Origin of the sequence: Paenibacillus sophorae, from assembly GCF_018966525.1 — a bacterium.
Lineage (GTDB): Bacteria > Bacillota > Bacilli > Paenibacillales > Paenibacillaceae > Paenibacillus_AQ > Paenibacillus_AQ sophorae.
The window spans coordinates 3,409,359-3,432,670 of sequence record NZ_CP076607.1 but is presented as its reverse complement, the minus strand read 5'-3'; the positions used below and the strand labels follow the sequence as shown (position 1 = coordinate 3,432,670).

The window sequence follows — 23,312 nt, the reverse complement described above, 5'->3', positions numbered from 1 at the left end:
TGCAGTTGGAATCGAAGCTATGGCCGCAATTACGGTTACCATTTTCTGCCGCTGAAAAGGATGATATAATGATGTGAATTATTGCCTATCGCAGGTAAACCGGCATCACTATTTTTTGGAGGGAAATCATGGTTAAATTTATCGGTTTTATGCTTCTGTGGAATTTGGTGGGGAATCCGTTTCTCGCGCTGATTATCCTGCTTGCGGTGCTGTATTTTATCGACCGCCGTTATGTGGGGATCTTCCCGAGTATCGCCCGTCCTTTTCGCAGAGCAAGACAGAGCTCCAGACTCCGCACGCAAATCTCGCTTAACCCCAATGATGTTTCTTCCAAGTTCGAGCTGGCCCGTCTATTGGCCGAACGCAAGAAATTCCGGGAAGCGCAAGAGCTTCTGCTGCAAATAGGGGACCGCTACGAGCAGTCCGCCGAATATTGGGTCGATCTCGGATATGCGAATATTAAGCTTGGGCAGCTCGCAGAAGGGGAAAGCCAGATGCTTCGCGGACTGGAGATCAACCAGAGAGTGCAGTACGGACAGCCCTATCTCCGGCTTGCGGAGGGCTTCCGGCAGAGTGACCGCGATAAATCGCTCCATTATTTGCACGAGTTCAAGGAGATTCAGTCTTCCTCCAGTGAAGCGTATTATTTGCTCGGCTCGATGTACAAGGCGCTCGGCCAGAGTGCCGAAGCGAAGCAGGCTTTTGCCGAGTCCGTCGCCGTCTACCGTTCGCTGCCGAAATACAAGAAGCGTCAAGAGCGCGGCTGGGCGCTGCGCAGCTTCTTCGGAAGAATAAGCTAGTCCTTAATCCGTTGATCAATCCGTTACAACACACAAGAACCTCCGCTGCCTCGCCTGAGGCATTTGCGGAGGTTCTTGTTCGTCATCAGCCATACCGGCTATGATTTAAAGCTGCGCAGCCACCTGGCCACACCTGGAAAGGCTTCCTCCAGCAGCCTGCGGAACTGCTCCAGCGAGAATCCCCCGGGATCGGCTGCGCTTAAGGTATACTTTCCGATTACGCTGCCTCCGATGGCGATCTTGCCGATGGCGAGGCCCCCCAGCGCTATCTTCCCCACCGCTACTCCGCCGACAGCAAGGAGGCCTACGGCAGCTCCTCCGGTCGCAACGGCCCCGGCTGCGGCTCCTCCCAACGCAAGGACCCCGGCAGACAAACCTCCGATACTGATTCCGCCTGCCGCTATCCCTCCGACGGCAAAAGCGCCGAGCGCCACATCGCCAATAGCAATGATTCCTTTGGCGACCGCAGGCGCCCCCCCAAAGAACCAGCCCCGTCTGCGGAGCTTAATATGCACCAAAGGCAGATCAAGAACCGTTAACGAGGATTTGTATTCGTAATAATCGCCGGAATCTATGCCGAGATCATCGTCAGGAAATTGATTACCATCAGACCCCGGCCCGGCCCCGATTCCGTACAATCCGTCCATATAATCACGGGCCATTTCCCCGGGCGCTCCCGACTCGGCCAGCACCCGGCCGACGCTGCTGCGCTCCGACCTTTCATTTAATGTAGTCAGCAAATCTTCCGCAATTCTTCGTTTCGTTACAGGGTCCGCATCAATTCCCGCCATTACTTCGCTAACATAGAGCTTCAATCTTTGGCTCATAAACTCTCATCTCCCATAATCTTGTAAATGGAATGATAAAACAGCGCAAGCTCTCCGGTCATTTCCTGCAGCCAAACTTTACCCGCTGCGGTGATCCGGTAGTATTTGCGGCGGACTCCGCGCTTGCCTGTGTCCTGCTCCCAATAGCTCTCCACTAGACTGGAATCTTCCAGCCGGTACAGAACCGGGTACAGGGTCCCTTCTTTAAGCTTGAAATAACCGCCGCTTCTTTCATCCAATTCGCTGATCAACTGGTATCCGTACAGATTTCCACGGCTAAGCAGATGCAATACCAGGATCTCAAGAACCCCCTTCTTAAGCTGGCTTGCCGGATCGCTCATCACATCACCTTGCTAACCTTATTATTTAGTATTACTAAGTATAGTCTGCATTCAATTTATTTCAATGTCAATATGCAATTTCCGGAGTGTAAATGAACATTTGAACAAGCGGATGCAATGAAAAAAGCCAGCCCGAAGGCTGGCTGAATCCCGCCGCTTAAACAGGCGGCGGGCAACAGAATTTTGACTGGCGCTAATGTTACATCTGGATATTTCGGTCCGCCGCTGCCTCCGGCTCCTTTACTCCGAACGGCCACCAGTTGGCTCTGCCGAACATTTTTACCATGACAGGCACGAAGAACGGCAGGAACAGGAGCGCATACAGCGCAAGACCCGACAGCACGACGGTGGCAATCTGCATCATTGACAGCACGCCCGAAGGATACATCGAAGCGAATGTACCCCCGAGAATGATGACCGCCGACAAAATGACAGTGCCCATATTCCGCATCGCGTGCAGTATGGCGTCCTTGACATCCCAGGTTTGAGTCTCGTTAAACCGCGCCATCAGGAAGATGCTGTAATCGACGCCAAGGGCGATTAGCATGACGAAGCTGAAGAACGGAGTCGTCCATGTAATTCCCGAATATCCCAGCAGATTGACAAAGATCGCTTCCGTTACACCCATCGCCGTAAAGTAGGTCAGCACAAGTGACAGGATCAGGTAGACCGGCATGATGACAGAGCGGAGCAAAAAGACCAGAATGATGAAAATACCGCCCAGCATCAGCATAACCGTCCGTGAATAGTCCGCATTGGAAATGGCCTGCAGGTCGCTGAAGGTGCTAGTTACCCCGCTCATGGCCACTTCCGCATTTTCAAGCTTCGTGCCCTTGACTGCCCGGTCTACCGCCGCCTGGATATCGTCCACCTTATCGATGGCAGCGGTACTGTACGGATTGTCGGCAAAAACAACGTCTATTGTCATCACCTTGCGGTCGCCCGACAAATAATTATCGAAGACCTGCTTGATATCATCCGACTCCAGCGCTTCCGTCGGAATGAAGAAACCGCTCAGCTCGTCGTCTCCGGCGGCCTGAACCTGACTCAGATAATCCTGAGCGGAGCCGAGACCGCTTGTAATCTGTTCCAGACCTTTCGCACTGTCGCTGAGACCCTTCGTGAGCTCGCCGATCTGACCGCTCAGCTCACCGAAGCCATCCGCAAGCTGCCGCTGTCCGCCCTGCAGCTCGTCAAGCCCGCTTGTAATGGATGGAATCTTGCCGACAATTTGAGCCTGCCCGCTGGCTGCCTGATTCAGACCGGACTCCAGCTGTGCGATGCCGGATACCAGCTTCTGCAGCCCCTGCGCCAGCGCATCCTGCCCGGCAGCAGCCTTGGCATAGCCTGCGTTGGCTTGGTCCAGCCCCGCCGCGGCGCCTTTCAGCTGCTCCGAGATTTGTCCGAGCCCGGCTGCAAGCTTGGCCGCTCCTTCACCGGTCTGGGTAACCGTCCCTTTGATGGTCTGATAGTCCGCGTCCTGCAGCAGCTCGGGGTGGCTTCCCTCCAGACCGGTAAAGTTCGAACCGAGCCCGTTCAGCGCCGCCGCTACGCCGGACAGCTGCTGCTGAATCTGACCGATGCCGCCGTCCAGCGCATCCAGACCTCCGCCAATCTGCTTATATCCGGCCAGCAGCTTTTTGTGGGCATCCGCCAGCTGTTGCGCGCTCGCCGCGGCCTGCTCAAGTCCGCTCTTGATCTCGCCCGCTCCCGCCGATCCGCTCTCAATGCCTTTCTGGATGCGGGTCAGACCGTCTCCCAGCGCGGTAATACCCGATTTCAGATCCGCCGTACCGCTTACGAGCTGTTCCGCTCCGGAAGCGGCCTCTGTCAGCTTCGGTTCATTCTGCTTGAGCTGGTTGCTGGCATCCGACAAGCCGCTCTGGATTTTATCCAGGCCCTCGCTGCTCTTGTCCAGCCCTTCCGACAATGTTCCGACCTGCGTCGGGATCAGGAAATCGTTGATCTGCTCGCCAGCCGGACGGGTCATGCTGCGGACTGTCTTCACTCCGTCGACCTGCTCAACCTCGCGGCTGATTTTCTCGGCGAGCCCCATGTATTCCGCGTTGTCCATGCGGTCATCGTTCTTGATCACAATCTTGCCCGGCATCGATTCGCCCGGGCCGAAGCTGTCCGCGATAATATTGAAGCCTTTGACCGATGCGTAACGGTCGCCGATTTCCTCCAGGCTGTTGAACGACAGCTTGCCGCTGTAGGTCAGCAGAAAAGGAAGCACGACGGCCGCCACAATCAGCAGCGCCGCCCAAGGTCTTTTTAAGGAAAAAGAACCTGCCGCGCCCCAAATCCGGCTTTCACTGTGCTCCAGACTGCCGCGTGACGGCCAGAACAGCTTCTTGCCCAGCACCGCCATAAAGAATGGCACCACCGTAATAAGCGCAATCAGCATAACCGCGATTCCGACGGCGACCGCCACGGCCGAACGGTATAGAATGAATTTAGACAGACCGATGACGACGAAGCCGACAAATACGGCCAGGCCGGAATAGAACACCGTTCCGCCCGCCTTGCGGTACGTCTCAATAATGGCGGATTGAGTATCCTCCGAGGCGGCCAGTTCTTCTTTAAACCGGCTGATCAGCAGGATGCAGTAATCCGTCCCGATACCGAACATGACCGCCACCATGAAGATTTGCGTGAATGTGGAGATCGGGAAATCGAACCGGTCCACAAGAAACGCCACGATCGACTGCGAAGCGATATAGCTGAGCCCCACAGTCAGCAGCGGCACGAACGGAGCCACGAATGAACGGAACACAACGAACAAGATCAGCAGAATAAAGACGACGGTAATGTATTCCGACTTCTTGAGCCCCGTTTCGGAGCTAAGGATCGTATCCTCGGTAATCAAGCCTTCGCTGGTCAGGTAATGATCGGTGTCCACGTCTTTCAGCAGCGCATCCACCTTCTCAGGCAGCGCCTTGACGACATCATCCCCGCCCTTTACCGACAGAGCAACCATAATCGTCTTGCCGTTCTTGGCAATCAGGACATCCTTTAAGGCCTCCTGGGAAAAAGGGTCCGTAATGCTCTCCACACTGAGCGACTCCTTGTTCTCGCTAAGCTTCTCCACTCCTTGGCGGATGCTCTCCGTCTCCTCCTTGCCAATTCCCTGCGGCCTGTTGAATACAAGCGCTACCTGGTGAAGCGTTTCTCCGCCTTTGGCGTTGGACACTTCCTGCAGAATCTCGGATGCTCTAGAGGACGTGTAACCCGGGGGAACCGAAACTTGGCCTTTTTCCCGAACCAGATCGGGGAACGACGGAGCGGTCATGACCAGAACCACAGCCGCTGCGAGCCACACCGCAATAATCACCCATCTTGCTTTCAAAATACCTCTCATTCGTTTCTTCCTCCCGGGTCCTGCATTAATTGCGCCAATCTCTCGAACATGGTGATAAACTGCTCGATCTTGTCCTTATCGAAGTTCATTAAATAGGGAGAGATGACCTCCAGCACCTTTTCTTCCGCTGTTTCATATATGGCGCGTCCATTCTCACTGATCGCCAGATAAACGAGCCGCCGGTCGTTCTCGTCCCGGGTCCGCTCAATGATGCCCGCCTCCGCCAGCCGGTTGATCATTGCGGTAATGGAACTTTTGCCCACGCATAAAGCTTCCGACAGATAAGTCGAGGTGCAGCCGGGCTGCCCGTCAATCAACCTGAGAATCTGGAACTGTTCGCTCGTCAGACCCAGGTCAAAGCTTTCTCTCATCCGGGCGTTGATTCGCCGGGTAACAATCTGATAGGCGTCGATATAGCGATTAATCCACTGTTTGGCCTCGTCGTTCAAAATAATCGCCTCCTCCCGATAATAGTTCGCTTGTAGAATAGTTTTATTGTAAAACTATATTTCGATCAGCTGGAAAAGTCAAGCGCAGTCCTATCCGGACACAAAAAGGGACTTCCCGCCGGCCATCGTCGATGACATGCGGGAAGTCCCCTAAAACCTTATTCTTCGTCCTCCGAATCCTCCACCTCGTAAACGCAGCGAAGCAGCTCGATACCGGAACCGGTCTCTCCCAGAGAGTACACCATAAAGCCCAGACTGCGGTAAAAATCAGCCACCGTCGCGTCCTCGGTTTCAGCGATCACATACCGGGGATTGCGGGCTGTCAGCAGCTCCAAAATCATACCGCGAGCATAACCTTTTCCGCGGTTCTCCGGGAGCACGGCAATGTGCCGGATATCGATAGAGCCGTCCTCGGTCTCTTCAAAGCCGATCAGGCCGACCAGCAGTTCCTCATCCTCCCAGCCATACAGTTGGAGGGCTGCTTCAGCCCTGTATTCCGCACGGGCCGATTCGAGTTCTCCGGGATCGGATATGACGGCGTAAGACAATAATTCTTCCACCTCAATAGAATCCAGCCTGGATTTAATATCGGTAAGCATCTCTATTCACAATCTCCTTCTTTTCATTATGCAAGGCAGCCGCAGCAGTCCGAAGCCGGTCCACACTCCCAGCAGATTGAGCAGAATGTCATCGACATCAAAGCTCCCGGCGCGCAGTAGCATTTGCAGAATCTCAAGCGCAGTAATGCACGGGATAAACAGGACGGCCAGACCAGCGGCCGAACGCAGCCGGCCAGTGACCGCAGGCATCAGTATGCCAAAAGGAATGAAGACGGCGACGTTGCCCAGCAGGTTGACCAGCCGTACGGATAATGGCATTTTACCGCCAGCCGAAAGATAATACCATATCGTTCTTAGCGGAACAAGACTGTATTGCATGGGCTGGCTATAGCGCGCAGTTCGGCCAAAGCCGAGGAACATCCAGTAAAGCAGGCAGGCGGAATAGACGATGAGGCATGCTGTCGCGGCCCTCCTTATCCAGACTTTATAAGAGATGAACATGCTTATGCTGTTCCGCTATTGATGATTTGCAGACTTCCGTCGCTTTTTCCGACTATCGCCATATCCGCTATCCCAATAAACAGGCCATGCTCAACAACACCTGGAATGGACTGAAGAGCCAGAGCCAGCTCGGGAGCAGATTCAATGATTTCAAACCGGCAGTCTGCTATGTAATTTCCATTGTCACTCTTATATAAGTCTCCCCCGTCGCGCCGAAGCTCCGGAACGCAGCCGAGCTTTGCCAGATCCGCGACAGTCCATTCCCAGGCAAACGGCACGATTTCCACCGGCAGCGGAAATTTCCCAAGCGTCCGGACCACCTTGCTCTCATCGGCGATTACAATCATCCGGTCGCTGCCTTTTGCTACAATCTTCTCCCGCAGCAGCGCTCCGCCTCCGCCTTTGATGAGCTGAAGCTCTCCGTCCAGTTCGTCCGCGCCGTCGATAGTTACGTCCAGACGGTCAATCTCGCCAAAAGACACGAGCGGGATGCCAAGCTCTCTTGCCTGCTGCTCCGAAGCGCGTGAAGTCGCGACTGCAGTTATCTTCAATCCTTCGGCGACGCGTTCGCCCAGCTTGCGGATTGCCCAATAGGCCGTGGACCCCGTGCCGAGTCCGACCTTCATACCGTCCTGTATATATTCAACCGCCGCTTCCGCCGCCAACTGCTTCGCGTTCATTTGGTTACACCCCTATTTGCCGTTATAATAGTTTAGTATCTGAGTATTGCCTAATTTCATCACTTTCAGGAGGATTTCCGGATGAGAACCGAAAATCAGATCAAATCCAAAATTAACGAGTTGACGCTCCAGCGCAGATCTTTGGAATCGCGTATCGCTCCCTTAAAGGAAGACGATTCGGGGCGTGCGGGTCTGACCTCACAGCTTGCCCGGCTGGATGATATGATCATGATGCTGGAATGGGTACTGAACGAGCCTGTCGGCAAATATCACGCCTGACGGACTGTCGATCAATCCAGGCTTTTGCCGAAGCAAAGACAAGCCGGATCATCCGCATAAGGGCCGAACCGGTCAATCGGCCGGTAGCGGTGCTTCATATATAACGCAATCGCTTCCGGCTGCTCGCTGCCCGTCTCCAGCCTCATTTCGCGGAAACCGGCCGCGCGTGCCCGGTCCTCGAGGAATCTCAGCATGCCGGCGGCAATTCCCAGCTTGCGGCTGCTGCGGTCCACGAAGAACCGCTTTAGCTCGACTGCAGACGGTTCCGCGCCTTCCAGCGGACGGATTCCTCCGCAGCCAATCGCTTCACCCTGACAGCGTGCGATAACAAAGGTTATCCTGCGGACATCGGGATGATCGAAATCGACCCCGTAAATCCGCTCCTTCGGATATCTTTCCAGAAGCTCCTCGTCCAGCCTGGCGACTAAATGCCGCAGATCGGGATCGCCGGAGTCTACAATTACATATTCCACTTCGGTGTTAACCACTTCCATCTTCCTTTCCGCCGTCTCTTAACGGAATTAGCCATGCCGATTAATCTTAACACGACAAGCCCCGGGCGAAAATGCCCCTTATGTCAAACGGCGATTTTTTTCTGCAAAAAATGTGTTTTTTTCCCCTTTCGCACCGTCTCGCCGCTCTACTCCCATTCCTGCGCAGCGGGCAGTCTCTGCAGAATATCCGGTCATCAACATGAAAGCGATACCTATATTATAAAAGTTAGTTTGAGATAATCAAAATAACAGTTGAATCTTTCACTGCCATGTCTCATAATGTAGTTATCCAAACTGCTTTACATTCTATCTGGAAATCAGAGGAGGATACAGGAAATGAAATTTTTCTTGGACACCGGAAATATTGATGAAATAAAGCGGATTACACGCCTTGGCTTGGTGGACGGCGTTACGACAAACCCATCGCTCATCGCCAAGGAAGGCAGACTGTTTAAAGACGTTATCAAAGAAATTGTTGAAATCGTTCCCGGTCCTGTCAGCGCCGAAGTAATCGGTCTGAAAGCGGCGGAAATGCTTGAAGAAGCATACGAAATCGCCGAATGGGGCTCCAATGTGGTAATCAAGCTGCCGATGACGGAAGATGGTCTGGAAGCCTGCTATGAGCTCACGAAGAAGGGCATCAAAACGAATGTAACCCTGATCTTCTCCGCAGCCCAAGGCCTTATGGCCGCCAAGGCGGGCGCTACCTTTATCAGCCCGTTCGTCGGCCGTCTGGACGACATCGGAGTGGACGGCATGAAGCTGATTAAAGACCTGAAGACCATCCTTACCAACTACGGTCTTTCCTCGGAGATCATTGCCGCCAGCATCAGAAATATCGCTCATGTAGAGCAGGCCGCCCTCGCCGGAGCGCACATCGCCACGATTCCGGGTTCCCTGCTGCCTTCTTTGTGGAAGCACCCGCTGACCGACAATGGCATCGAACGTTTCCTTAAAGACTGGGAGACGGTTCCCCAAGTTGCCAAACAGCCGAAATAATTACTGAACCGCATTCCAAAAAGCTCTTGCCCGAACCGCCGGGCAAGAGCTTTTTATGTCGAGTTCACAATGTACCTGAAAAAAAGCATCATCGCAGTGTCACGGAACTTCGGGCCATGAGAAAACGATCTGCCCGCGATACTAGCGATGTTCCCGAAGCTTAGACCGGGGACCGGTTCTTGCGCCCAAAGGCAGCCTTTGGAACGGTCGGGTCCGCCTTGTAACGGGAGATTTTCTCTCCCTTTTCCCCTTTGCTCGGTTTGATGGCGAATAAGGTTAACAGCCCTCCTACAGCTCCGACTGCCGCCATAGTGCCGAAGAGCGCCCAGTGACCGGCGCCCATCAGCAGAGAAACGGCCGGAGGCCCTAGCGACACCCCGATAAACCGCATGCTGCTGTACAGGGAGGTTATAGTGCCGCGGTTCTCTTTTTCAATACTTTCGGTGATCAGAGCGTCCAGGCAAGGGAGTGCGGCGCCAATGCCGATGCCGGCAAGTCCAAGAAATCCCACCATATAGTAAATCCCTTTATTAAAGCCTGTGATCACCATGGATGCCGTGAGCAGCACCATACCTCCAAATCCGATCCATTTCATCAAGTTTTTGTTTTTGCCGATTATTTTTCCGGCTCCGTAAGAGGACAGGCATAACAGTGCGAGCGGAATAGCCAGCACAAGGCCTTTCAACACACCGCGCAGCCGGTACACCGATTCAAGCGTCTCCGACAGGTAGAAGAGAACGCCGAACGTGACGAACATGCAGATGCAGCCTACGGCAAATATGGCGTACAGCCAGCGGCCTTTTTCATGCAGCACGCTTCGGATGCCCGCGAGAAACTGTGGAACAGTGGAGGTTTCGCTTTCTTTTATCTTTGGACTTTTGACCAAAAACACGACCAGGAGAAAAGACATCAGACAGAGCGCAGGAATGGCGATAAACGGCAGGAACCATAGAAGTGTCCCCAGAAAAGCGCCGAGAATAGGACTGAGCACTTTGCCGAAGGTATTGGAGGTTTCAATCAGTCCGAGCCCTTTGCTTACCTCCTCTTCATCCTTGAACATATCTCCGACAAAAGGCAGCACGATGGGAAATGCCCCCGCCGCTCCGATCCCCTGCAAAAATCGCCCGCCCAGAATCACCCAGTACGCGGAGATCCCATCCATTAACCATGCGGCCACCGCAGACACGCCTCCGCCGAGAGCGGCGATTATCAGACTGGGAAGGATGACGGCTTTGCGCCCGAACCGGTCGGAAAGATACCCGGCAACGGGGATCATAATAATCGCGACGACACCGTATACCGTTATGATCATGCTGACCTGAAAGGAACTGATCGCAAGCTTTCGGGATATTTGAGGAAGCACGGGCAACAGCATCGAATTTCCAAGCGTCATGATCAGAGGGATAGACGCCAGCGCCAGCAGATCCCATTTTTTATCTTTCATCTTCGGACCACCTTTGCTCTTGGTTCAAAACATTATTTATTGTGGTTCGTTCCGGCCCAATTATTCATATTGCATTTGAGGGCATGAAGCGGGACCCTTCAACAGCAAGAAGGCCGTTCCCGAATAATCAGGAACAGCCTTATTTTGCAGCTTGAGAAACCCCGGTTTATTGGACATGAGTACCGGTCTCCAGCGATTTGACGGGTATAAATCGGCTCGGTTTCCCAAGGTAAAAAATGTGCAGGATATGCATCGCCCGTGTGCAGGCCGTGTAGAACAGCTTCCGCTCGCTCTCTCTGCCATAGCTTTCCTCGGAGCCGTCGCAAATAATCACCGCGTCGAACTCGACCCCTTTTGCCAGATAAGCCGGCAGAACCAGCGTTCCTTTCTGAAAATTCGGCGTATCTTTGGTCACAAGCTGTATCGATAGTTTATCTTTAAGACCCCCATATATTCGGGCGCTTTCCTCAGCCGTCTTGCAGATCACCGCAACGTAATGATAGCCTTGGGAGTGCAGGTCCAGAATATCCTCTTCCACCCGGGAGATCAACTCTTCCCTATCGGATACTTCCATTAACAAAGGTTCTTCCCCTCTTCGGTTGAATGGAATAATCCGGTCGCCGCCAGGGATCATCGAACGAGTAAACTCAACAATTTCATAGGTGGAACGATAGCTTTGCGTCAGGGACACAACTTCCGTATTTTCTTCCCCGTAAATGCTCACCAGTCCCGCCAGCTCGCCAAGCGCCTCTCCCTGGGCATAAATCGCCTGGTTGAGATCGCCCAGCACAGTCATTTTGGCCCTTGGAAACATGCGCCGCATAAATTCCAGCTGGAACGGCGAGTAATCCTGTACCTCATCCACGAACACATGGCGAATGACGGTATTGGTATGAAATCCCTGACTGAGCTCTTTCAGATATAAGAACGGCGTGGCGTCCTCGTACGAAAGATTGCCATCCGCCAGCGCATTCATTGTCTGTCTGCTGATCACATTCCAGCTCTCCGGAAGCGCGGTGCCGCCGTTCAAGCTTTCGAGCAGCTCTCTGTCTTGAAACAGCCGGGAATATAACCCTTTGGCGTCGACAAAACGGCCGCGCTTGACCCAACCCCGCAGCGGCTTGAGGCGCTGGCTGACCACATAGCGGGCGAGCATTTCCTTTTCCATCTCAAAATCGTCGAACGTCTCCTCCTTGCCCCGCTGCTTACGCCTCATCATTTGATAAGCGCGGTGGTACTCACCGGAGTCCAGCAGCTCGATCTGATCCTCTACCCAAGCCGCACTGCGCTCCTCACTGCTAAACACAGCGATCTTCTTCAGCAGCCAGCCGGTCATAAGGTCGATCCGGTTCGCCAGCCTGATGGAAGGGTCATAGCTGTAGAACTTTCTCTCCATCTCATCTTTCCCCACAATGGCCCGGCCCTGGAACATCAATGGCTTGAAGAGCATCCCTTCATGCTCCAGCCTGAACGCATAGCTGCGAATGACATCAAGAAACGCAACCGAGGACTTATAGGCGATTCCGTCCCTCCGGGCGTCCGTCTCGGGGCCTTCCGGGCTGTTCAGCAGCGTTTCCGTCTGGGTGAATACATCCTCTAGCTGAAATTCTTGACCCAGTCGGTGCTCCAAATATATCTGGAAGGTCGTCTGCTGCATATTGTCCTCGCCCAGTTCGGGTAGAACGGTGGACACATAGCTGTTGAACAGCGGATTCGGAGAGAACAGAAGGACTTGATCGGCCTGGAGGGTGTCGCGGTATTTGTACAGCAGATAGGCGACCCGCTGGAGCGCAGCGGATGTCTTGCCGCTGCCGGCAGCCCCCTGGACAACAAGCATTCGGCTGCGGTCGTTGCGGATAATGGCGTTCTGCTCTTTCTGAATTGTGGCCACAATATTCTTCATCCGGTCGTCTGCGCTGTGGCTGAGCACCTGCTGAAGCAGCTCGTCTCCTATCGTAACGCCGGTATCGAACATCACCTCAATCTTTCCGTCCACGATGACGAACTGGCGCTTTGTGCTCATTTCTCCACTTACGGTCCCTGCCGGGGTCTCGAAGGATGCGGCTCCCGGCGCGCCGTCATAATACAGACTTGAAATCGGCGCCCGCCAGTCATAGATCAGAAAAGTGCCGTCATCTTCCATGAGGGAGCCTATGCCCAGATAAATGCGTTCCGTCTCCCCTTCAGGCGCTTCAGCGAAATCGATGCGTCCGAAGTAAGGGGATAGGACAAGCTTCTTATATTTTTTCAGCGCTTTGCTGGATTGCAAATGATGGCGTTCGCGCTCCGACAAGACCTGAGCCTGCTGCCGCAGACTTGTGGAGGTCTCGCCGAGATCGTCGGGGCTGCTGAAGTTGACGGTTACCTCTTCCCAGAAATCCTTGCGAAGCTCAACCACATCGCTGCGGTGCAGTCCCAGCTCCTCCGAGAGGGCCCGGATATGACGTTTCAGAAGTCCGGTAACGCGGTCTACCCGATTCTGTTCTTCTTTCCATTCGGTTTCGTTAATGGACACTGCGACTCATCCCCTTTTATAGGTTGACACCACATATAAAGCATGTTATAATCTTTAAGAGTATCTATGTAAAATAACTCTCGCTTTATATGGCATTTTTCCATTTTAACAATTTTCACCGTTCTAATCAAGTGATCCGGTCCCCGATGGGAACCGGATTTTTTTAGCATAGTTTTAGCTGCTCCCGCTCAATCACAGCTTGTCTTTTTCCTCTGAGCCCCGGTTAATTTGATCCGCGACCCTGTCGAGACGTTCCAACTGGTAGCCGTAATCATAGACCGCACCTGCGACAACCGCCAGCCGAAGCCGGCTTGCGTTGCCGTGTTTATTACCCTGAACCACCGACTCCAGAAAGCTGTCATTATCATCCCCAAGCGGCCCCGTCTCCGAAATGCCCGGTTTGATCTTATCCTGAAACTTCAGCAAAATATGCTCATGGTATTTGATCAGCAGCTCCAGGTGCCGGTCGAATACTGCATTGGTCTCCACGCTCCGCTCCGCCTGAAAGTAATGTCTGTCAATCGCATCCAACACTTCATAGCCTTTTTGCAGGGATGAAAGCAAATTTTTATAAACCACCATTTGTCTGGTCTCACTGTACTTGGGCTTTCGCAGCTGTTTCTGTTCTTCTTCAAAGAGGGCGTATTTGTCCGCTAGAGAGCGGATCGAGCCTTCGAGGGCGTTCTTTTCATCCCGGAACACGCTCTCTTTCATTTCATGCGAGACGGCGGTCCGCAGCAGCAGGGACAGGCTGGAAAATACATTCTCGATCTGATTGATATACTGTTTCCGCGGCTTCGGAGGAAAAACCAAGATGTTAATAACGAAAGAGGACACGACCCCCGTCATCAGCAACAAAAACCGGTTAAGCGCAAACTCCCACTGCCCGGATGCATCCATCACGGATATGACTGTGACAAGGGTCAACCCGATGGTGTCCGCCCGGTTCATCTTCATGCTGAGCATGATAACCAGAATGCAGACAATCCCTACCGCAATAGGCTGATTGGATAGCAGCATGCCGCCAAGCAGCGCCATAACCGCACCGATTGTACTGGTCTGAATCTGATCGACAAAATGCCGCCAGGACCTGTAGATGGACGGCTGTAATGCGAATATGGCCGCTATTCCCGCACCTGTCGGCGAGGGGAACTTCAGCAGCGTGGCCAGATATAGGGCAAGCGTTACCGCAAGCCCCGTTTTAAGTACGCGGGCGCCAAAATTCACGGCCCATCCCTCCTCTTGTTTCTTGTATCAGCTTGTGCAAACGTGATCTTATTATTATTACCCATGAGGTAAGATGGCGAAATTTAACGGAATTTAAGTATTTTTTCAGTGTCTCTTCAGGTTTCTGGAAATACTGAAAGCGTAAGATCATTTTCAAGCAAAAGAGGTGAAACTATGAGCGCATTTGTCAAAAAAGCGCTGGCGCTGTCTGCCGCCTTGCTGATCGGGCTGTCCTATAGCCATTACGCCCCCGTCGCGGGAGCCGAAGGGGCACCCGGCAGCGGCCGGACCGCCGCAGCTCCTGCGAGTCCGAGCGGCGATACGCATGAAGGCCATCAGGGTAAACGACACGGCAAAGGACATTTCATCCTTAAGGAAAGCGCCAAGCTGTTCGATATGGACTGCTCCACTCTCTCCGAAAGCCTGAATTCCGGAAAAAGCCTGGCCGGTATCGCCAAGGAGAAGAAAGGCTGGAGTGAAGAGCAGTACGTGCAGAAGCTTGCGGAAGCGGCCGGTGAACGCATTGACAAAGCCGTTGCCGAAGGGCGCTTCACTCAGGAGCAGGCCAAGAAGCTTAAGGATGAGCTCCCTGCCCTGCTGAAAGCGCGGGTAAACGAGAAAGGTTCGTTCCCCGAACATCTTCCATCCCGGAAACCGCCGGAAAACAACGGGTAATACACCGTATTCCCGCTTGCTTGCGGCTAGATAGTTAAAGCCGGATATCCTTCCCCCGGGTATCCGGCTTTTTCGCGTCTCATATTGCCTTATTTCTTGTGCTTCTTCAGGTATGAGCGGAGAGACTCGAACAGGGCGATGGACAGCATCAGCCAGGCGCAGCTGGCGGCGTATCCGCCGATTACATCGCTTGGAAAATGCACGCCGAGATAAATTCGGCTCCAGCCGATTGCAGCCGTCATAAGGAAGCAGGCAGCGACCAGCAGAACCCTGGCGGCGGAGGAATGCAAATGGCTCCATAGCAGAAAGGTCAGCGCGCCATACACCGAGAAGGCGGCCATCGAATGGCCGCTGGGGAAGCTGAAGCCCGTCTCCTCGATAATCCGATGGATACTCGGCCGCTCCCTGTGAAACCAATTTTTTAGTATGGTGTTGAGCAGATTTGAAGTTACACCCACCCACAGAAACAGCAGCAATTCCAATCGGTGCTTGAAAAATAGGAACAGGGCAGCCATAATAACGAGCGATAGATTGATGACGATTTTTGACGATCCGACCAGCGACAGAGCCTTGGCCGCAGAGGTAAGAGCAGGCGATTCGCCGGACTGGACGAAATGAATAATCCGTTCATCAAACACTGCCGTGTAATTATATGCGACCAGAACGGCAATCAGCCCGAAGATGCCCGCAAACAGCAGGAAAAGCTTGAAACCTCTGGACCAATGCCAAGAAGTCATTCTCTATTGCCTCCTAAATACATATAACGAACGGAGCCCGTTTCCAGTGGATACCTTCTCCATGCTATACTTAGTGAAGTAGTCAACTATAAAAAGATGGAGTGCTGCCAAAGTGGAAATCCAAAAGCTTCAGGAACGCTTGTTGAGCCAGTTCGTTCAGACTAAGGTTCCGCTAACAATCTTTACAACTAACGGAGTGAAAATCCAGGGCATTTTGACCGCGTATGACGCTTACACATTAACCTTGCAGGGTCAAAACGACGGCAGACAGAATGTGCTGTTTAAATCTGCTGTATCCACCATTGTGCCGTTAAGGCCGGTATCACTAAGGTAGCGTTCCTTGCGTGCCATCTTACTCTCTTCTGTTGTTTCATACAGTTTCAGCAGGAAACGCCGGTCTTATTAGTCCGGCGTTTCCTGCGTTGTTCTACAGCATGCTGCCAATGATTGACGGGTTTCCTAGAACAAAGCCGGTTTTACGCAGACGGGCTTTGATACCGCAGCTTCATTTCCGGTAAAGGTCAGCCGCCCGCTTTCAATGTCCCGTGCAAAGACGACCAGATTATTGGCGTCCCGGTTGGCAACGATGAGATAATCGCCGTCCGGCGTCACCGCAAAATGGCGAGGATGGCCGCCGCGGGTGGACACATGCTCAACAAAGTCAAGCTCTGCCGTTGCTGGATTGACCGCAAATACGACAAGGCTGTCATGCCCGCGGTTTGATCCATAGAGGTATCGTCCGTCGGGGGAAAGCGCGATCTCCGCGCATGTATTTTCAAGGGTGTAGTCTTTCGGAAGAGTAGGCACGGTGAGCACGGTTTGAAGCGCGCCGCTATCCGCCTCATATGTAAAGGAAGTAATCGTTGAATCGACTTCGTTGATGACATATGCCGAATGCCCGTCCGGGTGAAAGGCAAAATGACGGGGACCAGCACCCGTGTGCAGCTTAGTGTCCCCGTGCAGTTCAAGGGTTCCCTTCTCATAGTTAATGGAGTAAGCCCTGATCACGTCAAGCCCCAAGTCGCAGACAAACAGAAAACGTTCATCCGGACTGAACGTCGCCGAATGCGGATGAGGCCGATCCTGCCGTTCCGGATGGGGACCATGCCCCGTATGAACAGCGCTATCGGTCAGCCGCACCGTTTTTCCTTCGCCGTCAAGGGAGACAAGTCCAATCATTCCACCATGATAGCTTGTTACGATGAGATACCGGTCGTCTGCATCCCTGGTAATATGGCATGTGGTCGTCTGCGTCTTTCCTTCGGCTGGCATCGTTCCCGTCCGGCTGATCTCCGTCAATGTCCCGGATACCGGGTCGATTGAATATGCAGCCACTTCCCCTTCCTTTACTCCTTCTTCGTTCAGCTTCTCGCCTATGGCATACAGAACATGTCCCTTCGCATTAACATTGACAAATGTCGGATTCGCGATCCCCTGTACTTCGTCAAGCAATGTCAGGGCGCCTCCGCTTGGGTCCAACTGAAATACGTGAATACCGCTCTCCCCGGCCCCGGAGTAAGATCCTGTGAACAGCAGCAGCTTGGATGGTTCAGTCATATTATTAGTCCTCCTCTTTGTTTGAGCTTTGCTTTTTATAATTTACATTTTTTCTTCCTGAATGACAAATCGTATGGGTATAATTACAACAATTATTTTAAAAATAAACCTTCTCAGGAAAAGAACCTCATGTTATAATGGAAGCGCTAACATCACTAAAAGGGGGAACAGGAATGAACAGCATTCTACTGGAAGCCGGAAATGTATATGAGGACTTCGAGGTGGAAACGAACGTTCTGTTCTTTAAGGTCGGCAATCATGACCTGGTCATCTTTCACGGCAGAAACTATAATATCAAAAAAAGAATGTCTGCCGAGCAGTTGAACCGGCTGCTAAAATCTTCGAGCTATTTTCATGTCCAGGGCGGAGTTTATGTCAATCTGAACAAGATCAGCTCGATTGAGGACGACTGCATCTATTTCGGGGAAAAGGGCGGATACGCTAAGCGGGTACGCATCCCAAAAAGAAAGCAGGAGTCCATCCGCCAGCTTCTTGGCGACTGGGTTTCTTGAAGCAGCTGCCGTATTTAACCTCTTAAGGCCGGAAAATCATGGGAAACCGTGGTTTTTCGGCTTTTTTGGCGTTTATTAAAGCTTTCTTAAAAAGAAAATCCGTTTTTTTATGCTTTCTTAAGGTTTGGAGCGCTGAATTCTGGTAAAGTTGTATGAAGACAGGCAACACCTATAACTGAAGGGAGTCATTGTTACAATGGATGAAAAGAATTTGAACGAGAGAGAACATCAGGATATCCCCACGGAAGCGGAGGAAGTTGCAGTCGATAATACTGAACAGGAAATCCCTGTTATGGACAAGGTCGGCGAACCGCCGGCGAACGTACCGGTTGCATCCAAGGGCGGCAAAGGCTGGATGATCGCCTCGATCGTGCTGGCGGCCGCGCTTATTATTGTATTGATTTATCCGCAGTTCCAGAAGGCGGACGGTGAAGCTGCAGTCGCGACCGTAAACGGCCATGATATTACCAAGAATGAGCTGTACGACAAGCTGGTGCAAGCCGGCGGAGAGTCGACATTGCAATCCATGATTACCGAGCAGCTTGTCGATCAGGAAGCCGCGAAAGCCAAAGTTACCGTTACCGATGCCGATATTAACAATGAAATCGAAGACCTCAAGAAGCAGTTTGGCGGCGAAGAAGGACTGAACTCCGCACTTTCCCAAAGCGGTATGACGATGGACGCTCTCAAGGAGCAGTTGCCGCTCCAGGTTAAGGTACGCAAGCTGCTTGAGCCAAAAATCACGATTACCGATAAAGACATCCAAACGTATTTTGATCAAAACAAAGCATCGCTCGGTTCGGAAGAGCAAGTTCGCGCTTCCCATATCCTAGTTAAGACGAAAGAAGAAGCCGATGCGATTGAGAAGCAGCTCAAAGCTGGCGGAGACTTCGCAGCATTGGCCAAGGAGAAATCGGGAGATACAGGCTCCAAGGACAAAGGCGGCGATCTTGGTTTCTTCAAGCGTAGTGATATGGTTGCCGAATTCTCGAACGCAGCTTTCAAAATGAAGGTTGGTGAAACAAGCGAGCCTGTTAAGAGTGAGTATGGCTACCACATCATCAAAGTAACGGACCACAAGGACGCCGTTACACCAACATTGGAAAGTTCGAAGGAAGAAATCCGCAAAACGCTGATTTCCCAGAAAGTGAACGAAATGTCCGGTACTTGGATGCAGGATTTGACCACAGGAGCGAAAATTACGAACACGCTGACCGACGCCAAGAATGCGGAAGCCTCTGCAGCGCCTGATGCCTCTGCAGCGCCTGATGCCTCTGCTGCGCCGGAAGCAAGCGCCGCTGCTCAATAAGCAAGCCCATTACGAAAAAGACAAGCGATCCGTCGCCTGTCCTTTTTTGCATATTTTATACTGAAAATCCTAAGCGAGGTAGCTTAATCAATGCTGCTCTTTCCGGATTCTCTTGCCGAGATGTTCGCCCCACTCTTTGGCCTGCGCGGTAGCAATCAAAATCGCCCGGTCTTATTTAAACACCTTTACACGTTCTTCCACAGGTTGGAACTCTTTCTCGCCGGGAGCGGTCACGATGCCGCCGAAAGGCATTTGAGCGATCAGCTTCCATTTTTCTGGTAATCCCCATGTGGACTTCACTTCTTCGTCGATCAGCGGGTTGTAATGCTGAAGGGAAGCGCCTACGCCGGCTTCTGCCAGAGCGGTCCATACGACATGCTGCAGTATACCGGAAGATTGATTTGACCAGATAGGGAAATTATCCGCATAGGCAGCAAAGTTCGCTTGCAGATGCTCAACAACGGCCTGATCTTCAAAGAAGAGAACCGTACCCGCTCCGGCTTTGAATGCAGCCATTTTTTGTGCGGTGCCTTCAAATTGGTCGGTGGGCACGATTTGGCGCAGCGTACTGGAAGTGATGTCCCACAGTTTGTCGTGCTGCTCGCCGAACAGGACAACGGCTCTGGCGCTTTGGGAGTTAAAGGAGGACGGGCTGTGCAGAACCGCCTGCTCTACGATTTCCTGTACTTTTTCTGCGGATACCGGCAGTTCCTTGCTGATCGCGTATACGGAGCGTCTTTTTTTCACAGCATCAAAGTAATTATTAGACATAAGATTAATTCCTCCATTTTGTTTAGTTACTTACTTTTATATATCTTAATACATTTCTTGCGACAATGCAATGCTTCCGTCTATTTTTTTAAATTTACATAGCGGCCTTTATTTTTCTCCTGCATCTCAATATTATGCGAAGTCTCCTGTACACCTTTTATAAAATTCGGATACAATAACAACTACGTTACATAGATGGAGGTTAACCATATGCTATACTCTCTAACCCATATTCGGCACAAAAGAAACAGGCGCCTCTTACTTGCCATTCTTCTGCTCTCCGGTTTATTGAGCGGCTGTGAAGGTGGGACCTTGGAGAACAGTGCAGCTATTCCTGCCGGCGGCTCCCTGAGCACAGTTCAATTCTGGGAGGCCACGGATTTGCACTATCTCGATAAAAGCCTTCATGACGGCGGAAGCGCTTTTCAATCGTTCGTATCTTCGGGTGACGGCAAGCAGCTTCCCTATATGGACGAAATTTTGGATGCATTCGTCTATGAAGCCAGCATTAAGAAACCGGATTTTATTATTTTAAGCGGTGACTTAACTAATAATGGGGAACGCGCAAGTCATAAGTCGCTCGCAAGAAAGTTGGCGCGTATTGAGGAAAAAGGAACATCTGTATACGTTATACCGGGCAACCATGATTTGTTCAATCCGTGGGCTAGGGCTTTTAAGGGTGATCGGCAAATCATGACGGATAGTATCACTGATAAAAATTTTACAGAAATCTACGGGCGCTTTGGCTACGATGAGGCCCTATCCCGCGACCGGCAAAGTCTGAGTTATGCTGTCAGAGCGGCTCCGGGTCTATGGCTGCTTATGATTGACAGCAACCAATATGATAACAACCGGAGGCTTGGACATCCGCAGACGGACGGGCGTGTACTCCCCTCCACTCTTGCCTGGATTGACAGCTGCGTGCAGATGGCAGCTAATGAGAATGCCAGGGTCCTTACGGTCATGCACCACAATATTTTGGACCACAGTGATATCGATATTCCCGGATTCAAGGTTAATAACAGCGGACAGGTGCTGAAGAAACTGCAGAAAAACGGGCTAAACCTCGTATTATCCGGCCATATCCATATGCAGGACATCCGCCATGACTTAACGGACGGCGGCACCGAAATTACGGACAAGACGGCCGTATACGATATTGCCACGAGCGCCTTGGCGGTCAATCCGCATCAATACGGGGCAATGACCTTTGATCCGATGTCCGGCAGGACGACTTACCAATCAACACCTGTAGATGTGGAAGGCTGGGCTGCGTCTGCCGGTCTTACCGACTCCCGCTTGCTGTCGTTCAAGAAATATGCGGAGCAGAGCTTCATCGACGACTCTTACAAGAAGGCTTATGAGAGTCTGAAGGGCAGCAAGTTCAGCGACCAGGACAAACGGGAAATGGCGGATGCGATGGCCCAATTGAACGTGCGATACTTTGCCGGTACAGCAGGCGGCGGCATCGACGATCTGCTAAAGCTTCCCGGATTCAAGCTGTGGTCAACCGTCAATGACGGTTTTCTTCCGCGATATATCCGCAGCATGGCACAGTCTAAACCGCTGAGCAATACCTCACTTGAGATTATTTTGAACCGTGAGCAACCGTAGGCCTCATTACCTGTGCCGCCATGTTACTTCACCCCCATAATAAAAAGCCCTGCCGCTTCAACGCATACTGCGTTAATGAAGAGGCAGGGCTTTTTGGGCTCCCGAATAAAAGACTAATCGCGCGTAATATAAATCAGGCCGTCGCCGTCCACTTTCACTTGGGCATGAAGCGCCTCGGCTACGCTGCGCAGCGGCACGTAGCCTCTGCCGTATCGGTCAAAATAGACCGGCTGGGACAGCTTGACTTTCGCACCGTCCACAACGGCATCCTTCGAGCCTGCTTTCAGTTCGATGGTCGTTCCATATATATCGTCGGTAACTGTAATCTGCTTGGATGCCGCATCCCATTTCACCTGGGCATCCAACACGGCGGCCAAATAACGAAGGGGAATCATGGTCGTCGTCCCTTTTACAACGATATCGGAATAATCCGTTTCCGGATCAATTACAATTGATTTTTTAGTAATGCCAAGATCGTTCTTAAGCACACTGTAAGCTGTGGAATCTTCGTTGAAATTACGCAGAATAACACCCGGTGAAAGCGGCGTCTCCAGAACGTTCAATGCGCCCTCTGATGCGATCGGGTCGGCCTTAACCGAACCGTTAATGTTCCACACCTGAGTTTCCGTCTTGAGGGAAATGCTCCGGATCGGAATGCTTCCGTCATTCGGCAGTACCACATTCAGATTCAGGTTCTGCTTGCGGACGTGCAAGGCGCTGTCCACGAACAGATCAACCTGAAGCTTCGTATCCTTGCTAAGTACAGTCTTTATTTCCGGCGTCGATTGATACAGTTTATCCAACTGCTTGTCATACAACAGAAGAGCCGTATCAACTGCCAGCTTCGCCGCATCATGAAGTACAGTAACGACTTCGGCTTTATTATCGAGCGGGACGTCACCCAGCCCAATGCTGCTCAGCATGTCCGTTGTCGACTGCTGCTTCAGCACCGGCAGCAAATAATCGTACAGACCGCTGATCAGTTCGGTAAAGCCTTCTGTATCCTGCGACACGGATTTCAGGAATGCTTTTAGCAGTACAGGCAGCTCATCTCCCGTTACTTCGGCGTGCAGCTTCATCAGGTTCAATGACTCGCCATATACAGCTTCGTTAACCGGGGTTACGTTAATTGCGGACGGATTGGGAAGATTCTTAATAACAAACTGGCTCAGCAGCTTGCTGACGCTTTCCGCCTTCTCCAAATCAAGTCCGGCTGCCGACAGTTCCTGATTGTAACCATCCATCGGGAAATAAAACGGCTTTTTGGCTCCTTGAACGTTCAAGGCGAGCACCGTCTTGCTCATATAAAAGGTGAATGGAATGCTGGCCTGCTTAAAGCCGAGCGTCCCACTGGCAGAAATGTCACCGCCCTCTTGAAGCTTCAAATGACTTACGTTTAATGTAAATGAATTGATAAGATCGATGATTTTCTGATCTTCGGCGCTGATTCCCGTTGCGGGGACCGCGTTCAGAGCGATAGACACGCTCTCCTCCGCCGATTTCACGTCGAGATTGCCCAGCAGTGCCTTATTCAGATCCAGGCCGCCTACCGTCTGACATCCCGCAAGCACGAGCAGCAGCGCCAAGATCGGCAGGAGCCACTTCGCTCTTTTTTTCACATGTTTCATTCAATCCCTCTTCTCTCTCTCGATTTAGACAT

The 23,312-nt window shown here is 52.2% G+C and carries 23 protein-coding genes; 8 read left to right on the top strand and 15 right to left on the bottom strand.

Annotated elements, in window-relative coordinates:
* The first annotated feature begins 128 nt into the window (after nt 1–128).
* Complete coding sequence (locus tag KP014_RS16200) at nt 129–800, top strand: tetratricopeptide repeat protein (protein ID WP_036590706.1); 672 nt, start codon at nt 129–131, stop codon at nt 798–800.
* A gap of 98 nt (nt 801–898) precedes the next feature.
* Here KP014_RS16200 and KP014_RS16195 read toward each other — a convergent pair whose 3' ends face one another.
* The 7 genes from KP014_RS16195 to rpiA all read right to left on the bottom strand — a co-directional run bounded on the left by KP014_RS16195 (nt 899) and on the right by rpiA (nt 7,519).
* Nucleotides 899–1,627, bottom strand: a complete 729-nt coding sequence (locus KP014_RS16195) for a hypothetical protein (protein WP_090833927.1) — start codon at nt 1,625–1,627, stop codon at nt 899–901.
* The gene (locus tag KP014_RS16190) at nt 1,624–1,968 is read right to left on the bottom strand and encodes a PadR family transcriptional regulator (protein WP_036595892.1); all 345 of its coding nucleotides are present in this window, start codon (nt 1,966–1,968) and stop codon (nt 1,624–1,626) included. Before KP014_RS16190 ends, KP014_RS16195 begins: the two co-directional genes overlap by 4 nt.
* 199 nt (nt 1,969–2,167) lie before the next feature.
* Nucleotides 2,168–5,329 (bottom strand): MMPL/RND family transporter, encoded by a 3,162-nt coding sequence (locus KP014_RS16185; protein WP_090833926.1) that lies wholly within the window; start codon nt 5,327–5,329, stop codon nt 2,168–2,170.
* Nucleotides 5,326–5,778 (bottom strand): MarR family winged helix-turn-helix transcriptional regulator, encoded by a 453-nt coding sequence (locus tag KP014_RS16180; protein ID WP_036603833.1) that lies wholly within the window; start codon nt 5,776–5,778, stop codon nt 5,326–5,328. The genes KP014_RS16185 and KP014_RS16180 overlap by 4 nt, the downstream gene beginning before the upstream one ends.
* Before the next feature lie 158 nt (nt 5,779–5,936).
* Nucleotides 5,937–6,377: a GNAT family N-acetyltransferase gene (locus tag KP014_RS16175; protein ID WP_090833925.1), complete on the bottom strand. Its 441-nt coding sequence runs from the start codon at nt 6,375–6,377 to the stop codon at nt 5,937–5,939.
* A gap of 6 nt (nt 6,378–6,383) precedes the next feature.
* A complete protein-coding gene (locus KP014_RS16170) occupies nt 6,384–6,839 on the bottom strand; it encodes a VanZ family protein (RefSeq protein WP_036593229.1) in 456 nt (151 codons plus the stop codon).
* Nucleotides 6,840–6,841: 2 nt separating this feature from the next.
* On the bottom strand, nt 6,842–7,519 hold the full coding sequence (gene rpiA / locus KP014_RS16165) for a ribose-5-phosphate isomerase RpiA (RefSeq protein WP_036593228.1): 678 nt from the start codon (nt 7,517–7,519) through the stop codon (nt 6,842–6,844).
* Between the two features lie 81 nt (nt 7,520–7,600).
* On the opposite strand from rpiA, the gene KP014_RS16160 reads away from it, so the two are divergent.
* Entirely contained in the window at nt 7,601–7,798 is a 198-nt protein-coding gene (locus KP014_RS16160; RefSeq protein WP_036593226.1) for a hypothetical protein, read from the top strand.
* A gap of 11 nt (nt 7,799–7,809) precedes the next feature.
* Here the strand turns inward: KP014_RS16160 and KP014_RS16155 are convergent, their stop codons facing one another.
* Nucleotides 7,810–8,292 (bottom strand): GNAT family N-acetyltransferase, encoded by a 483-nt coding sequence (locus tag KP014_RS16155; protein ID WP_090833924.1) that lies wholly within the window; start codon nt 8,290–8,292, stop codon nt 7,810–7,812.
* A 336-nt stretch (nt 8,293–8,628) separates the two neighbouring features.
* Here KP014_RS16155 and fsa point away from each other — a divergent pair, with 336 nt between their 5' ends.
* A complete protein-coding gene (gene fsa / locus KP014_RS16150; RefSeq protein ID WP_036593224.1) occupies nt 8,629–9,291 on the top strand; it encodes a fructose-6-phosphate aldolase in 663 nt (220 codons plus the stop codon).
* A 160-nt stretch (nt 9,292–9,451) separates the two neighbouring features.
* Here the strand turns inward: fsa and bcbE are convergent, their stop codons facing one another.
* The 3 genes from bcbE to KP014_RS16135 form a co-directional block, all read right to left on the bottom strand.
* Nucleotides 9,452–10,735: a bacillibactin exporter BcbE gene (gene bcbE, locus KP014_RS16145; RefSeq protein ID WP_036593223.1), complete on the bottom strand. Its 1,284-nt coding sequence runs from the start codon at nt 10,733–10,735 to the stop codon at nt 9,452–9,454.
* A gap of 166 nt (nt 10,736–10,901) precedes the next feature.
* Nucleotides 10,902–13,250, bottom strand: a complete 2,349-nt coding sequence (gene helD / locus KP014_RS16140; protein ID WP_036593222.1) for an RNA polymerase recycling motor HelD — start codon at nt 13,248–13,250, stop codon at nt 10,902–10,904.
* Between the two features lie 192 nt (nt 13,251–13,442).
* Complete coding sequence (locus KP014_RS16135) at nt 13,443–14,477, bottom strand: FUSC family protein (RefSeq protein ID WP_036593220.1); 1,035 nt, start codon at nt 14,475–14,477, stop codon at nt 13,443–13,445.
* A gap of 174 nt (nt 14,478–14,651) precedes the next feature.
* On the opposite strand from KP014_RS16135, the gene KP014_RS16130 reads away from it, so the two are divergent.
* Entirely contained in the window at nt 14,652–15,152 is a 501-nt protein-coding gene (locus KP014_RS16130) for a hypothetical protein (protein ID WP_036593219.1), read from the top strand.
* Between the two features lie 89 nt (nt 15,153–15,241).
* On the opposite strand, the gene KP014_RS16125 is transcribed toward KP014_RS16130, so the two are convergent.
* On the bottom strand, nt 15,242–15,889 hold the full coding sequence (locus tag KP014_RS16125; RefSeq protein ID WP_036593218.1) for a phosphatase PAP2 family protein: 648 nt from the start codon (nt 15,887–15,889) through the stop codon (nt 15,242–15,244).
* A 112-nt stretch (nt 15,890–16,001) separates the two neighbouring features.
* Here KP014_RS16125 and KP014_RS16120 point away from each other — a divergent pair, with 112 nt between their 5' ends.
* Nucleotides 16,002–16,223 carry an RNA chaperone Hfq gene (locus KP014_RS16120; RefSeq protein WP_025691020.1) on the top strand — a complete coding sequence of 74 codons (222 nt, stop codon included), beginning with the start codon at nt 16,002–16,004 and terminating at the stop codon, nt 16,221–16,223.
* Nucleotides 16,224–16,348: 125 nt separating this feature from the next.
* On the opposite strand, the gene KP014_RS16115 is transcribed toward KP014_RS16120, so the two are convergent.
* A complete protein-coding gene (locus KP014_RS16115; protein WP_036593215.1) occupies nt 16,349–17,446 on the bottom strand; it encodes a lactonase family protein in 1,098 nt (365 codons plus the stop codon).
* A gap of 173 nt (nt 17,447–17,619) precedes the next feature.
* Between KP014_RS16115 and KP014_RS16110 the strand changes: the two genes are divergently transcribed.
* Together KP014_RS16110 and KP014_RS16105 are read left to right on the top strand one after the other, a co-directional pair.
* Nucleotides 17,620–17,958 (top strand): hypothetical protein, encoded by a 339-nt coding sequence (locus KP014_RS16110; RefSeq protein WP_036593213.1) that lies wholly within the window; start codon nt 17,620–17,622, stop codon nt 17,956–17,958.
* Between the two features lie 196 nt (nt 17,959–18,154).
* The gene (locus tag KP014_RS16105) at nt 18,155–19,267 is read left to right on the top strand and encodes a peptidylprolyl isomerase (RefSeq protein ID WP_051499797.1); all 1,113 of its coding nucleotides are present in this window, start codon (nt 18,155–18,157) and stop codon (nt 19,265–19,267) included.
* A 171-nt stretch (nt 19,268–19,438) separates the two neighbouring features.
* Here KP014_RS16105 and KP014_RS16100 read toward each other — a convergent pair whose 3' ends face one another.
* Complete coding sequence (locus KP014_RS16100; RefSeq protein ID WP_036593212.1) at nt 19,439–20,038, bottom strand: nitroreductase family protein; 600 nt, start codon at nt 20,036–20,038, stop codon at nt 19,439–19,441.
* 195 nt (nt 20,039–20,233) lie between these two features.
* On the opposite strand from KP014_RS16100, the gene KP014_RS16095 reads away from it, so the two are divergent.
* Entirely contained in the window at nt 20,234–21,652 is a 1,419-nt protein-coding gene (locus KP014_RS16095) for a metallophosphoesterase (RefSeq protein WP_090833923.1), read from the top strand.
* A 113-nt stretch (nt 21,653–21,765) separates the two neighbouring features.
* On the opposite strand, the gene KP014_RS16090 is transcribed toward KP014_RS16095, so the two are convergent.
* A complete protein-coding gene (locus KP014_RS16090; protein WP_090833922.1) occupies nt 21,766–23,280 on the bottom strand; it encodes a copper amine oxidase N-terminal domain-containing protein in 1,515 nt (504 codons plus the stop codon).
* Between the last annotated feature and the right edge of the window lie 32 nt (nt 23,281–23,312).